The 12,851-nt window shown below is 37.5% G+C and carries 14 protein-coding genes; 4 read left to right on the forward strand and 10 right to left on the reverse strand.

The genetic code is table 11. The features are described from left to right. Positions 1–460: 460 nt before the first annotated feature. From ACFSUL_RS13265 to ACFSUL_RS13290, 6 genes are all read right to left on the reverse strand, one after another. Positions 461–568: a putative holin-like toxin gene (locus tag ACFSUL_RS13265; RefSeq protein WP_377936156.1), complete on the reverse strand. Its 108-nt coding sequence runs from the start codon at positions 566–568 to the stop codon at positions 461–463. Positions 569–787: 219 nt separating this feature from the next. Continuing rightward, complete coding sequence (locus tag ACFSUL_RS13270) at positions 788–1,102, reverse strand: DMT family transporter (RefSeq protein WP_377936158.1); 315 nt, start codon at positions 1,100–1,102, stop codon at positions 788–790. Continuing rightward, positions 1,102–1,431: a DMT family transporter gene (locus ACFSUL_RS13275; protein ID WP_071411830.1), complete on the reverse strand. Its 330-nt coding sequence runs from the start codon at positions 1,429–1,431 to the stop codon at positions 1,102–1,104. The genes ACFSUL_RS13270 and ACFSUL_RS13275 overlap by 1 nt, the downstream gene beginning before the upstream one ends. A gap of 82 nt (positions 1,432–1,513) precedes the next feature. Further along, entirely contained in the window at positions 1,514–2,098 is a 585-nt protein-coding gene (locus tag ACFSUL_RS13280) for a TetR family transcriptional regulator (protein ID WP_377936161.1), read from the reverse strand. A 181-nt stretch (positions 2,099–2,279) separates the two neighbouring features. Beyond that, positions 2,280–2,708, reverse strand: a complete 429-nt coding sequence (locus ACFSUL_RS13285) for a hypothetical protein (RefSeq protein WP_377937708.1) — start codon at positions 2,706–2,708, stop codon at positions 2,280–2,282. A gap of 51 nt (positions 2,709–2,759) precedes the next feature. After that, positions 2,760–3,764 (reverse strand): DUF3231 family protein, encoded by a 1,005-nt coding sequence (locus tag ACFSUL_RS13290; protein WP_377936163.1) that lies wholly within the window; start codon positions 3,762–3,764, stop codon positions 2,760–2,762. Positions 3,765–4,405: 641 nt separating this feature from the next. Between ACFSUL_RS13290 and ACFSUL_RS13295 the strand changes: the two genes are divergently transcribed. Together ACFSUL_RS13295 and ACFSUL_RS13300 are read left to right on the forward strand one after the other, a co-directional pair. Then, a complete protein-coding gene (locus ACFSUL_RS13295; protein WP_377936165.1) occupies positions 4,406–4,708 on the forward strand; it encodes an iron-sulfur cluster assembly accessory protein in 303 nt (100 codons plus the stop codon). A 546-nt stretch (positions 4,709–5,254) separates the two neighbouring features. Continuing rightward, on the forward strand, positions 5,255–5,629 hold the full coding sequence (locus tag ACFSUL_RS13300) for a nucleotide excision repair endonuclease (RefSeq protein ID WP_377936167.1): 375 nt from the start codon (positions 5,255–5,257) through the stop codon (positions 5,627–5,629). Positions 5,630–5,696: 67 nt separating this feature from the next. Here ACFSUL_RS13300 and ACFSUL_RS13305 read toward each other — a convergent pair whose 3' ends face one another. Continuing rightward, positions 5,697–6,899 carry a sialidase gene (locus ACFSUL_RS13305; protein WP_377936169.1) on the reverse strand — a complete coding sequence of 401 codons (1,203 nt, stop codon included), beginning with the start codon at positions 6,897–6,899 and terminating at the stop codon, positions 5,697–5,699. A gap of 312 nt (positions 6,900–7,211) precedes the next feature. On the opposite strand from ACFSUL_RS13305, the gene ACFSUL_RS13310 reads away from it, so the two are divergent. After that, positions 7,212–7,706 (forward strand): flavin reductase family protein, encoded by a 495-nt coding sequence (locus ACFSUL_RS13310; protein ID WP_377936171.1) that lies wholly within the window; start codon positions 7,212–7,214, stop codon positions 7,704–7,706. Between the two features lie 90 nt (positions 7,707–7,796). Here ACFSUL_RS13310 and ACFSUL_RS13315 read toward each other — a convergent pair whose 3' ends face one another. From ACFSUL_RS13315 to glcD, 3 genes are all read right to left on the reverse strand, one after another. Then, a complete protein-coding gene (locus ACFSUL_RS13315) occupies positions 7,797–8,903 on the reverse strand; it encodes a CdaR family transcriptional regulator (RefSeq protein ID WP_377936173.1) in 1,107 nt (368 codons plus the stop codon). A 110-nt stretch (positions 8,904–9,013) separates the two neighbouring features. Beyond that, a complete protein-coding gene (locus ACFSUL_RS13320; RefSeq protein ID WP_377936175.1) occupies positions 9,014–10,345 on the reverse strand; it encodes a (Fe-S)-binding protein in 1,332 nt (443 codons plus the stop codon). Then, positions 10,342–11,754 (reverse strand): glycolate oxidase subunit GlcD, encoded by a 1,413-nt coding sequence (glcD, locus tag ACFSUL_RS13325; protein WP_377936177.1) that lies wholly within the window; start codon positions 11,752–11,754, stop codon positions 10,342–10,344. The genes ACFSUL_RS13320 and glcD overlap by 4 nt, the downstream gene beginning before the upstream one ends. 219 nt (positions 11,755–11,973) lie before the next feature. On the opposite strand from glcD, the gene ACFSUL_RS13330 reads away from it, so the two are divergent. Beyond that, positions 11,974–12,837: a Cof-type HAD-IIB family hydrolase gene (locus ACFSUL_RS13330; protein ID WP_377936179.1), complete on the forward strand. Its 864-nt coding sequence runs from the start codon at positions 11,974–11,976 to the stop codon at positions 12,835–12,837. Positions 12,838–12,851 lie beyond the last annotated feature (14 nt).

The raw sequence follows: 12,851 nt of genomic DNA on the forward strand, positions 1-12,851 counted from the left end.
GGGAAGGTTGCGTGTTTTATTTTGCCTTCTATTGTGTGTTAACCCCAACAAATATTATAGAGCCTATTTTTTTAATCTTACCAATTCACCATAAAAAGCCCCTGTTAGCTTGGTTACTATCCATTGTAATTATATTATCTTTGTTGAGTACCTTTGGAGTGAAAATCAGTGATATGAAATAGATAGGTTATTATTGATTAGGAGAAGGACAAATGCCATCTTTTTTATAGCGGTTTAGAATTAGAAGCAAGCGATTAAACGTAGTCAGGTAGACTTTTATGTTACTCTTTACCTCATCATTTCGTTTTAGTATAATGAAGGGGAACTTGAATAGTCTAGAAAAGAGAAGTTTTGGCGGGAACCAAAACTTCTCCACACATACAACAGCCTGCTAGATGAACAGCAGTCTAGCAAAGGATAAGTAAACCTACCCTCTAGTCGCCAAACTGAACAGGGTGGGTTACTTTTTTATTGTAAGAGCAATTATCGCGATTATTAATGTAATTACCGCTACAAATAAAGATCCGAATCCAATAACTATTTGGAACACATCACTTACAGCAACCATTTCAGCAACACCTCCTTCCATTGGAGGTGCCAGCTGCTGCCCACCCTGCTATGCTATTGTGCTTTTATTATAACATAAACAATACTAAATCAGGAACTAATGTTCGCATTTAGGCCTTCTGACCGATTTCTTTCTGCAGTTTGGTAATTTGGTATACTATTATTAATTTAATATAAAATGGGAATTACCAAAGGATAATGCTGCCCAATTTAATAAATTTTACGACGTCATCCTCAAACCAATAACCCCTACTAAAATAAGTGCAAGTGAGATAAATTGGGAAATGCTAAATCGTTCTTTAAACCATAGAATTCCGACTATCGTGATGCCGATACTGCCAACACCGGTCCATACTGCATATGCAACTCCAGCAGAGAGTACTTGCATCGCGCTCGCTAGACAGTAAAAGGAGAAGATAAATCCAACTGTCATTACGATGATTGGCCATTTTTTTCTTGTACCGTCCATGTATTTCATTGCAACCGTAGCAATAACTTCCTCCATGCCAGCTAAAAATAGTAGTCCCCAAACCATTACTGCTCACCTCTTGTTTTCTCGTTTTTCGTGAATGTTTTCATGCCGATGATTCCTGCTAATAAAACCATTAGAAAGAATAATTGACTAATAGAGTAGGGCTCACCTAAAAAGATTCCGACGAAATAAGTGCCAACTGTTCCAATCCCTACGAATACCGTGTAAGCTGCTGCGACAGGAATCGTTTTATAGGCACGAATGAGTAAAATGAAACTTATTAAAATTAAAACAATGGTCGTAACCCAGTCTAGAAGGGTGTCGGCATGTTTTAAACCGGAAGCCCAGATAATTTCTAAAATCCCAGCAATTATTACGAATAACCAATTCATATTTACACCTCTCACTAATTGAATGAACGTCAGTCATTTTTGAAACAAACAAAAAAGTATTGGAAAATCTCCAATAACTTCTTTATCCTCTAAATAGCGATCTTTTTATAAAATTAAATATTTCATTTTTGACTACATTCAAGCTATTATCCTGCTCGTGACTTATATAAAACCGCTCAGACGCATTTTCAATAAGGTTGATAATCGTTCTGGCCGTCCATTTTACATTAATATCGTTAATTATTTCATTGTTATGAATAGCTGTATTTATAATATCCTCAAGCCATTCATAATAAGGCTGGTAGATCGATTCCCATTTCTCCATGGAATAATCGATAGCAAGCCCGGAATAACAGAGGACAATAACGTCTTTGTACGCATCTGTTATCTTAAAGGTTTCATCAATCACTACTTCTAAAACGTCCCAAAAGGTTTCTTTTCCTTGAATCTCATCCTTAACTGCTTCAAGCGTTATTGTAAAGAGATTATCCGCAATCGCTGGTATTAAAGCCTTTTTGGAGGAGAAATATAAATAAAAAGTTCCTTGTGCAATCCCAGCCTTTTTTACGATAGCTGAAATCGATGTCTTATCAAGCCCTTTTTCAGAAATAACATCAATAGCGGCTTGTAAAATTTTATTATATTTATCATCAGAACTTCTTGCCATAGCGTTAATCCCTCTTTTCAAAATGAATGACTATCATTCATTTTAACGTACGGCATAAGAAAATTCAACAAAGAAGAGGTGCGAGGGGGGGAATCAGCAGAGAACTTTCACTTTATTATATTGGTTAGTTTTATCCTATTAACCATACAAACCATCCTTTTGATAGTAAAAGGATGGTTTGTTAAAACGTTTTATTTAAGCTTTTTTTAACAATCAATCCGATAATTACTCCAGGAAAAACAAACAACATTGGGAGCCAAACAGGACCCAATACCATTCCAAATATCGTTAAGTTAGATGAAAAGGTTAACCCGACAGTTACAAAAAAAGCAGTGAAAACATACGGGAGGTAAGAATTAGAATCTTTCCCTCCGCCTGCATCTTTAACGGCATCCCACATAGAAAAGAAGTACAAACAGGGATAAAACATCAACCACTGATAATTTGCCTGTTTTATTGCCTCACCAATTTCTCCATGAAAACTTAGGAGTATAATCTGGTTAAAATTAGCTTGTACATTAATTAAAAATTCCAGTATCAATAAAACTGCGCCTTTAAAATATTTTCCGTTTAAAAACTGCCCAAACCCAGGAAGGGCGATGCTCCACATTAGTTTTTCAATTATGCTCTTATTCACTCAACATATCCAGGAATTGTTTTACTACACTTCTTTAGCAATTTCTTTTCTATTAGGAGCAAGTGGGGGCTGTTCTAACCATTTATTTTGTACCATAAGGTTATACCATTTTTTAGTAACCATAAGATTTTTTAGAATAGTTTTTTCGTAGGCGGTTACAAGATCTGTTCGCATGGCTGATGCTAATCCAGCCCCATGATAGTTTTGTGCAGCTTGGAACAAGAAACCGATATGATACATCATTAACTTATCGGAAAAGGGAGCGTCTGTTGAAGCTGTCACTTCTGTTTCCCAAGATTTCGGAACTGGTAAGTTGTCTTTTTGCATGATTTTTGTAAAAGATTTTATTTGATCATCAGACGTTTTCTCAGAATCGGTTAGAAACTTTCTTACTTCTTTTGTTTGAGCGACTTGACTGAATGCGATAGAAAGAGTCTTAGCCATAATGCTTTTCTTTAGGTTGAAAGAAATACTAATGATTTCTGTCGCAGCTAAACGTCTCCCTTTTCCAAAAAAACCATCCGTAAAATCTTGACCAGAAATATATTCAGGGTTCTTGGCAGGATAAAATAAAGGGTCTCTTTGAAAACTTCCTTTCTCAAGCAATAACTCAATTGTTTGATGATACATCCTTTTCGCTTCGTTATCGCAGGAATCGTAAAAATCTCTTAAGTCTTTTCTAACAGAAACACCTAATGCAGTGCTGTGTCCTAGCAAACCATGCAACGTCATGATATGTAAATAATTCAGACAAAATATATCCGTGAACAATCTCTGTTTCCCTTTAAAGAGGTCGGATTCAGTAAATCCAATTGGAACTGGAAACCCCTCGTTCTCCATAAAAGTTGCTATTTGTTTCTTTTGCTTTGCAAATGTCTTAATAGCATCCTCAAAAATCGCTTTAATTTGCTCGTCTTCAATAATAGAGACCATATATCTATTTACTATATCTGTCGCAGTTCCATTTATATATTCTCCCCACAATGTTCCTATTTCGGAAGATGTGAGTTTTAATTTATTCTTTTCCACGCTATCACCTCTTGAATATTGTTTACCTACTTAGCAAGTACTATAAGTTTCTTTGAAGATGAAGAGAGCCTTTTGATTAGTTTTACTAAGAAGAACTCTATAAAGAAGATTAAAACTTACTAGAATAGAATGGCGAATTCACTAAAAAAGGCAAGCACAGTTCTATGCTTACCTTTTCTACAACAATGTGAATTAGACAATACTTGTAGAATACTTAATGCCTAAATAAAAGCTGGCATTCTTAACAAAAACTTTAATTTGTGGGTTGAATCACTAATTAAGAATGCAACTCTAATGCCTAAAGTAACTAAGCTTAAGAATAAGCTAAAAAGACTATTCAACGTATATCCCTCCACATTGAACTTTAGTGATAACACTAAAGTTATTGTTAACCTTGGGGAGAAATTTATTCTCATAATAAAACTACATAAGCACTAGAAGGTAAAGCTTAAGGCAATTTCTTAGACAGTTCTGCGGTAGGGGGGTATAATAAATCTACTTAAAAATATCTCAATTTCTTTTATATTTAAGTTGAGATATTAACTAAGTGTTTTAGATGAAAAAGTTCATTGTGTTGAATAATTTCTTTCTAAGTGGAAAAAATGGCTAACTATAGTAAATCAACGGATAGGGGAATTGCAATGAAATGTAAAATTAATCGCAATGCTGCGAAAGTGTTAAAAAAGATGCTAGAAACCGAAGAGGCAGAAGGTAAAATGATTCGCGTATTTGTATCAGAACACCATGGTGATCATGCCCATTATGATATTAAATTAGATACACCAACAGAAAATGATGAGATTGTAAAAACGGACAAAGATATTGACATTCTACTCGATAAACGAGACGCTTTTTTAGATGGCGTTTGGATTCAATACTTTTATGTTCCGCAAGAGGAAATGATTATTACGAATTCATCCATGGGACATCATCATCACCATTAAAAATACATGCATTTTCTTCTAGAAATAATGAAAAAAAAGTATTGTAGCGGGTAAACTAACTAAACACAAAACAGAACGAGCTTGAAAGTTAGGCTCGTTTTTTTTATTTTTAAGGAAATGATAAACTATTCGCATGTGGATAACTCAACATTCAAAGCGGTTTGTCTAGTTCCAGCGGCTAGCTCACTATGAAAAAGATGATTCCCCTCTAAAGGTAAAAAGCGCCTTTAGAGGGGGAATCCCTATTTTTTCGCGAGCTGATTAAGCCGCTTCCACTTTTGTTATTGGAGAAAGAATTTGAATAAATACAAAATAAATGGTTATAAGGAGAATAGATAGTAATAGCTTCGAATGTGTGATAGCATTAGTCTTTATCCTGCATTAACGGACAATAGATCCCTCGCTGTAAGACCCAGAGGAATTAAAGGGGATTATAGGTAGGGGATAACTGTTTGTAACTGCCCGATTGGTTCAACTAACAATCAGTAGAAAACCCACCCATTGATTGAAGTTTTACTTTATTAAAGAATGAGGACGTGACGATTTATGATAAACATTGACATACCTAAAGTGGATGTTTCCATTACAGAGAGAAAACAATCACGAAATGACGATGAGCCAGTAATAAAATCAATTGAAGGGTTCATTGATCTTCACAAAATTCCAAGAGACAAGGGCGGCATGATCTTGTTTTACAACATTAACGATGAACTTCTTTTTGTTGGGAAAGCAAGAAAACTAAGACAGCGCGTCAAAAAGCACCTTGAGGACAATGTGTCACCACTGAAAAATCACAGAGATGAAGTGTACAGAATTGATGTATGTTTCGTAGAAGAACCAATGGAAAGAGAAATTTACGAAACGTACATGATAAATGAACTTCAAGCAAAATATAATGTAGACAAAGTGTTTTATAAGTAAGAAAGAAAACGTGCCAGTTTCCATCAAGGAAACTGGCACGTTTTTATTATAGAAACAGGCTTTCACCTTATCGTACTTGGTATAAGTGGATAAGGTTTTGGTTTCGTCCTCTTGCAAATATGTCGGTACGGTTTGGTCCCCAGGACACTGCTGCAGGTGCTGACGTTAAGGTGTTGCCAATAGATTCCCAGTCTTGCCAACGAGACCCGTTCCATGTTCTTCTATAAAGCGTTTGATTTGATCCTTTTACAAATACTTGTAGTCGGTTTGGACGTGTAGAAGAAACGGTAGGTTTCGATGTTAGGGTTCCGCCAAGGCTTTCCCAATTACTCCAATTAGATCCATTCCACCATTTGTGAATTAACTCTTCATTTTGCCCTTTTGCAAAAACATCAATCCGATTAGGGCCCCAAGAGATTGCTGCAGGCGCTGACGCTAATGTGCCACCGAGATCTTCCCAATCTCCCCAACGAGACCCATTCCATGTTTTCTTATAAAGCCTTTGATTTGTTCCTCGAACAAACACATCAAGCTGATTTGGACGACGTGAAGAGACAGCAGGCCCACTTGTTAACGTTCCGCCAAGGTTTTCCCAATCACTCCAAGTGCTGCCATTCCACCATTTATGGTATAGGTTTCGGTTTGTTCCCCGAACAAAAACATCAATTCGGTTAGGTCCCCAAGATACTGCTGCAGGCGCTGATGTTAATGTACCGCCAAGGTTTTCCCAGTTACTCCAAGCGCGCCCATCCCACCACTTATGGTATAGGTTTTGCCCGGTTCCTCTTGCGAAAACATCAAGACGGTTTGGTTGCCAAGAAGCCACTGCTGGAGCAGATGTTAATGTGCCTCCTAAGTTTTCCCAAGACACTCCGCCTTGCCCAATTTGCCCATCATTTTTACCCATCTCATTTAAGATTAGTTGAATAACTCTTATTAATATCCGCTCTGCTACATTTTGTGGGACGTTAGATGCGTTGAACAAGAGGGTGAGCCACGGAATTCGTCTTTGGAATTGACGGTAAATTTGGTTAGCGGATTGGTTTGTATTTGCTTGGGTAAGTGTGTAGTTAACAACAAGAGAGAATAAATAATCAATGATGCCGCGATTTAGACCAGCTTGCTCTAACTGAGAATATAAATTATTATGCTCGGAACGAAGGATCTGCATCATTTCTTGGACACTTGGTTGCTGACGAACATGTATATAAGGCTGGTTATAATAGTTTACCGGAATAAACGGTTGTGCCTGATATGGATGTCTAAACATTTGCATACCTCCTCTATACTATAGAGTCAGCATATGCAAAATTGGGTGAAGTGGGGAATAAATAATGAAGAGACTTGGATGTCTGTTTAGAAAGGATATTTTTGCAAATCTTATTGTTTGTGAGGAATGGACTGTTCCTTTCCGCTCCAATTCACTCTATGTTTTTAAAAGCAATAATCTTTTAGCAAACAGCTATTCAAAAATGGAAAGCATCAAATTAATATGAAAATACTAAATTATGATACAATTAATTAGAAGTTATCGATAGTGATGTTTATTTTTATTTAACTGCATAGAAAGGTGTGTCAGAATATGGGCAACAGTACAAATGTTTCACGTTTTAAAGAAGTAATGGGGAATTATCCTACAGGGGTAACCGTCGTCACCACAGTCGATGAAAATGGTGTACCTTTAGGGCTTACCGTTAATTCATTTGCATCCGTGTCGATAGATCCACTGCTTATCCTATGGTCTATAGATAAAAATGTTTCGTCTTATGATGCTTTTATGAAAAATGATAAATTCGCCGTACACGTGTTAACGAGTGACCAAGGCGACATTTGTTCCCTATTTGCAATGAAAGGGAAGGACCGATTTAGTAATTGCAAATGGGAGCTATCCGAACACAATCTTCCTGTTATCGCAGAGGCTTCAGGTGTACTGCAATGTAAAAAATTTAAAACAGTTGACGCAGGGGACCACACCATTCTAATAGGGGAAGTAGTGGATATTCAAAGCGAAAACAAAGAACCACTTCTTTATCATAAAAGGAAGTTTGGGAAGATACCTGGGGAATTTTATCGTTAAACGACATTGTTGGAAAGTCACCGGTATAAAAAGCTTGTAGAGGGGGAGACCTGTTCTACAAGCTTTTTTATTTATAGCTAGTTTATCGCTCTAAATTTTTTCGTCTAAAATACATATGGCAAGATAAAGAATTAATAAATCCCGTATATTTGAAGTATTAAAACCAGTTATTTCGTTGATCTTTTTTAGGCGATAATGAAGCGTATTAATATGAATATGGAGAGATTCAGCTGTCTTTTTTAACGAGTGGTTTTGCTTAAATAGTTCTTTTAATGTTTCCATTAATTCTTTTTCTGTTAACGGTTCTATTGTTTTAGAAACAAACTCTTTTTTCGTTTCGGGCGAGAGATCGTCTATAATCATTTCCAGTGTTAAATCCTCGTCGAATATAAGTTTTTCTTCATTTTTAGCAGCTCTTAAAGCTCTTTCCGCCTGACGATAAGTTATAATCAATTTGGATGAATCAACTGCCTTTCCAACTCCAGCGGATATAGGCATTCCTAGTATGTATCCTAAAAAGTCGAAAAATTGGCTGATTTTCGTTCTTGGTACGGATGGAGATGTTTTAGATGACGCATCTAATAATAATACTACACGGTCATTTCCCCAGCGGATGATAAAATCTTGATCTCGTTTCTCCGCCCAAGAAAATAAATGATTCCAAACGACTCTGTTAACATATTCATGTTGTTGACTAAACTTTGCTATTACGACTTGCCTGGGGACTTCAAGGTTAATATTTAAAAGCTTTGCTCTTTCCATAAAAGAGGAATCCCATTCTATTTCCTGAAGCCAATCAAATAGAAAACCTTCGAGAGCGCGTGAATGCCAATCTATTTGTTCTGCATAATGGGCTTCGCTAATTAAAAGTTCGGTCATTTTACGAATGATTTCACCAAAGGGGGACACTTTTTCTGGGTTGCCCGTAATGCCAATGACTCCAATAACTTCTTGCTTGAAAAAAACAGGAAGATTAATTCCTGTCTTTACACCTTGGAGTTGTGCCTGTTTTTCTTTTGTAATAATCAGTTTATCTTTATTCTTGAATGTGAGTTTCGCACCTTCGTGATATTGCCCATTACGACTTATATCTGTGCTGGCAATAATGATACCTTCTGTATTGACTACAATAATATCTTCATTAAGGTATTTTCTTACTTCTGTTATAATTTTTTCTGCCAGTTCAGGTGTTAACATATTAACGTACCTCGCTTAATCTGCCGTTTTACATAAAATTTCTATCATTATAGGTTCATCTATTCATTTTTAACCAAAAAGAAAAACCGGTCAAGTACCGGTTTTTCGTTCTAGTCATTTTCTCCAACGGCTTCTAGCAAGAAATCGACGATATGAACAGCTCTCATTTTGTCCGATAACCCTTCACGCTCAATTCCGAGTTTCATTTGTAATAAACATCCAGGGTTCGCAGTGACAATCGTCGTTGCATGGGTTGCTTTTGTTTGAGTCATTTTATAATCAAGTATTTGCATCGACATTTCTGATTCGACAATATTATAAATACCTGCCGAACCACAGCAGCGATCGGCGTCCTTCATTTCCCTATATTCCACACCCTTGATTGCTTGCAGCAATACACGCGGAGCAGAGGAAGTTTTCTGGACATTGCGCAAATGGCAGGAATCCTGATACGTGATTACTTGATGGGGGAGTTCTAATGGTTGATTTTTATAAAAATCCAACTCGTAAAGAATTTGAGAAATATCCTTAATCTTTTCCGTAAAAGCTTTCGCGCGGTCTTTCCAGTCATCGTCATCTTTTAGAAGATGATCATAATCAACGAGAAAGGCCCCACATCCACCAGCATTCGTAATAATAAAGTCAACATTCAGCTCTTCAAATGCTTGAATATTCCGTTTGGCGAGATCCTTTGCCGACGCCTTTTCACCGCTATGACCATGAAGGGCCCCGCAGCATGCTTGATTTTTCGGAATGACAATTTCACAGCCAGCAAGTTGTAGCAGTTTCGTTGTTGAATTATTTGTTTCTAGGAACATTGTATCCATTAAACAGCCTGAGAAGAAGGCGACCCTTTTCTTTTGCGTTCCAAGTGGTGCAAGATAGTCGGGACGATTTTTCATTGCTTTCATCGTCGGAACTTGTGGAAGCACCTTTTCCATTGAGGATAAATTATCCGGTAGCAGCTTCATGAATCCTGTTTTTCGTGTTAATGTTTGTAAGCCTGAGCGCTGATAAAAGCCTAAAAGCCCTGTTGCCATTCTCATCCGGTCATGATGGGGGAAGAGCCCGTTAAAAACGGCATTTCGTACAAATTTTACAGGAATAGAATGTTTTTTATTTTGATGGATAATATCACGTGCTTCCTCAAGAAGATGCCCGTAATTCACACCAGATGGACAGACAGGCTCACATGCGCGGCAACCTAGACAAAGGTCAAGGGACCGCTCGACCTCTTCATCTGGTTCAATGATACCGTCAACGACTGCTTTCATTAACGCAATTCGGCCCCGGGGGGAATGTTCTTCCTTAAAGCCAGATTCGATATAGGTCGGGCATGTTGGTAAGCAAAAGCCGCAACGCATGCAATTTAGTAGTTCATCCTCATCCATCCGTTCTTTAAATTCTGTTTGGATTACTTGCTGTTCTTTCACTGTTGTCATTTTGCTACCACCACTCTTTTTCTGCTTTCTTTCGCGAAAACTTTGCCAGGATTCATAATATTGTTTGGGTCTAAGGCGGTTTTTATTGCTGTCATGGCAGCGATTCCTTCTTTTCCAAGTTTCCACTCAAGATAAGGTGCCTTCATCACACCAACGCCATGTTCTCCAGTAATCGTCCCGCCGAGGTCAATCGCTAATGCAAATATTTCAGCAAAAGCTTCTTCCACTCGTTCCATTTCTTCTTGATTCCTCGTATCCGTTAAACATGTTGGGTGAAGGTTCCCATCACCTGCATGCCCAAAGGTACAAATATCAAGTTTATATTTTTCCGCGATTTGATTAATTCCATTGACCATCTTGGCAATTTCAGAACGTGGGACTGTTGCATCCTCTAAAATAGTTGTTGGTTTTAACCTTGCCAGTGCAGAGAGGGCAGCACGTCTTGCCGTTGTTAATGCTTCTGCCTCTCCGGCAGATTTTGCAACTTGAACAGAGAAAGCGTCCTCTTGTTTACAAATATCCGCCATTTTTTGTATATCTTTTTCTACTACTTCAGGGGAACCATCTTGTTCAATTAAAAGTACTGCCTGGACATCGGTCGGTAATCCGATCTGAGCAAAGTCCTCTACAACTTTAAGTGTAGGCTGATCAAGGAATTCCATTGTTGTAGGAATAATTTTATTAGCAATGATTTTCGAAACGCTTCTAGCTGCTGCTTCAATATCTTGATAAAGGGCAAGCATCGTTTTCTTCGTTTCGGGCATTGGGATTAATTTTAATGTAGCTTCTGTAATCACGCCTAGTGTTCCTTCAGAGCCAACGTACAACCGAGTCAAATCGTATCCTGCAACATCTTTAGCAAGCTTTCCGCCTGTTCGGATAATGTCACCATTAGCAAGGACAATTTCAAGGGCAATAACATAATCACGTGTCACGCCATATTTTAATCCCCGCAGACCACCAGAATTTTCATTAATATTTCCACCAATTGTTGATATTTTCATAGAAGAAGGGTCTGGTGGATAAAATAAACCTTTTGCTTCGACTTCTTTAATCATATCGAGGGTAACGACACCGGGTTGCACCGTAACCGTTAAATTTTCCTCATCTAATTCTAAGATCTTGTTCATATGGCGAAAAAGAAGAACAAGTCCGCCTTCGATTGGACATGTACCTCCACATAGATTCGAACCAGAACCCCTTGGCACGATTGGAATTTTATACTGATTGCACAGTTTTACAATTTCAGAAACTTCCTTCGTGTTGCGGGGACTAATCACCGCGTCCGGCATTGACTGAAAGTTTGGTGTCGCATCATAAGAATAAACTAAACGTGTCGTTTTAGAATCCTCGTAGTTTTCGTTCCCAACAATCTCTATTAATTTTTCTTTTAGCTCGTTCGTTAACATAAGGCATCTCTCCTAATCTCGATAATTTAAGTATAAAAAAAGAAGGAGAGGTATTTCTATGGACTTACATACAAAAAATAGTTGAAATACAATTAAAATATTGTATATAAGTATAGTGAGTATGAAACTTATTGATAGTACAATGTTCATAAAGTTAGATTTATATTCATTAATTGGTGGAAGGAAGGGTATATATTAGTGGAGGGAGAAAAGGAGTAAATGGAATACAAATTATTAGCGCTTGATTTGGATGGAACGGTCCTTAATAGTAGAAAAGAAATCGATAAAGAAACAATAGAAGCAATTCACGAGTATAAACAGCATGGAGGAAGTGTTGTTATATGTAGCGGGAGGTCGCCGTTATCAACGAAATGGATATCGAAGACACTCGAATTGAACGAACCGATTATTGCTTACAATGGGGCTGTTATTCAGGAGGTTAACGGTGAGGTTCTCTATCAATCTACTTTTTCGCAAAAAGGAATTCAACTCTTTCTTGACGCCTGTCGGACGTTCAATGTATATGGGCATTTGTATGAGGGGGATACCTTATTAGTTCCAGAGAATAATGAGTGGAACGAGAATTGGATTGAAAATAACATTCCATCATTAAAGCTTTCCGGCGGAATTCAAGAAACATGTGAAGCATTTCGAAATCAGTGTCAGGTCAAATTAATTGATCCATTGGAGGAGTATATCGGGGAGAAAAAACCTTCCATTCTAAAATTTGCTGCATTTCGCAAAGAGGAAGGTAATTTTCAAGCCTTTACTACTCATCTCTCAAATGAAAAGGAAGAATTTGAAGTGAGTAGCTCTTTAAACTTTTCTAATTTAGAGATCTCTCCTGCCAAAACATCTAAAAGTACGTCATTAGAAAAGTTGACGAAACAACTTGGCATCGAGATGTCGGAGGTAGCGGCGATTGGTGATAATTTTAATGATTTGCACATGTTGTCGTCAGTAGGTTTAGGCGTTGCGATGGGCAATGCTCCGCAAGAGGTGAAGGAAGCTGCCAACATCGTTACATCGACAAATAACGAATTGGGTGTAGCAAAAGCAATCCATTCTATCATTGGAAACTAACATATAGCTTTGTT

This window comes from Bacillus seohaeanensis (assembly GCF_042684945.1).
Taxonomy (GTDB): Bacteria; Bacillota; Bacilli; order Bacillales; family Bacillaceae_B; genus Rossellomorea; species Rossellomorea seohaeanensis.

Bases quoted from the DNA above. Each gene is read 5' to 3' on its own strand.
- ACFSUL_RS13310 (WP_377936171.1), top strand. From the start codon at position 7,212: ATGGGCAACAGTACAAATGTTTCACGTTTTAAAGAAGTAATGGGGAAT.
- ACFSUL_RS13305 (WP_377936169.1), bottom strand. From the start codon at position 6,899: ATGTTTAGACATCCATATCAGGCACAACCGTTTATTCCGGTAAACTAT.
- glcD (WP_377936177.1), bottom strand. From the start codon at position 11,754: ATGTTAACGAACGAGCTAAAAGAAAAATTAATAGAGATTGTTGGGAAC.
- ACFSUL_RS13285 (WP_377937708.1), bottom strand. From the start codon at position 2,708: ATGTGGAGCATCGCCCTTCCTGGGTTTGGGCAGTTTTTAAACGGAAAA.
- ACFSUL_RS13320 (WP_377936175.1), bottom strand. From the start codon at position 10,345: ATGACAACAGTGAAAGAACAGCAAGTAATCCAAACAGAATTTAAAGAA.
- ACFSUL_RS13280 (WP_377936161.1), bottom strand. From the start codon at position 2,098: ATGGCAAGAAGTTCTGATGATAAATATAATAAAATTTTACAAGCCGCT.
- ACFSUL_RS13275 (WP_071411830.1), bottom strand. From the start codon at position 1,431: ATGAATTGGTTATTCGTAATAATTGCTGGGATTTTAGAAATTATCTGG.
- ACFSUL_RS13295 (WP_377936165.1), top strand. From the start codon at position 4,406: ATGAAATGTAAAATTAATCGCAATGCTGCGAAAGTGTTAAAAAAGATG.
- ACFSUL_RS13265 (WP_377936156.1), bottom strand. From the start codon at position 568: ATGGTTGCTGTAAGTGATGTGTTCCAAATAGTTATTGGATTCGGATCT.
- ACFSUL_RS13270 (WP_377936158.1), bottom strand. From the start codon at position 1,102: ATGGTTTGGGGACTACTATTTTTAGCTGGCATGGAGGAAGTTATTGCT.
- ACFSUL_RS13330 (WP_377936179.1), top strand. From the start codon at position 11,974: ATGGAATACAAATTATTAGCGCTTGATTTGGATGGAACGGTCCTTAAT.
- ACFSUL_RS13315 (WP_377936173.1), bottom strand. From the start codon at position 8,903: ATGTTAACACCTGAACTGGCAGAAAAAATTATAACAGAAGTAAGAAAA.
- ACFSUL_RS13300 (WP_377936167.1), top strand. From the start codon at position 5,255: ATGATAAACATTGACATACCTAAAGTGGATGTTTCCATTACAGAGAGA.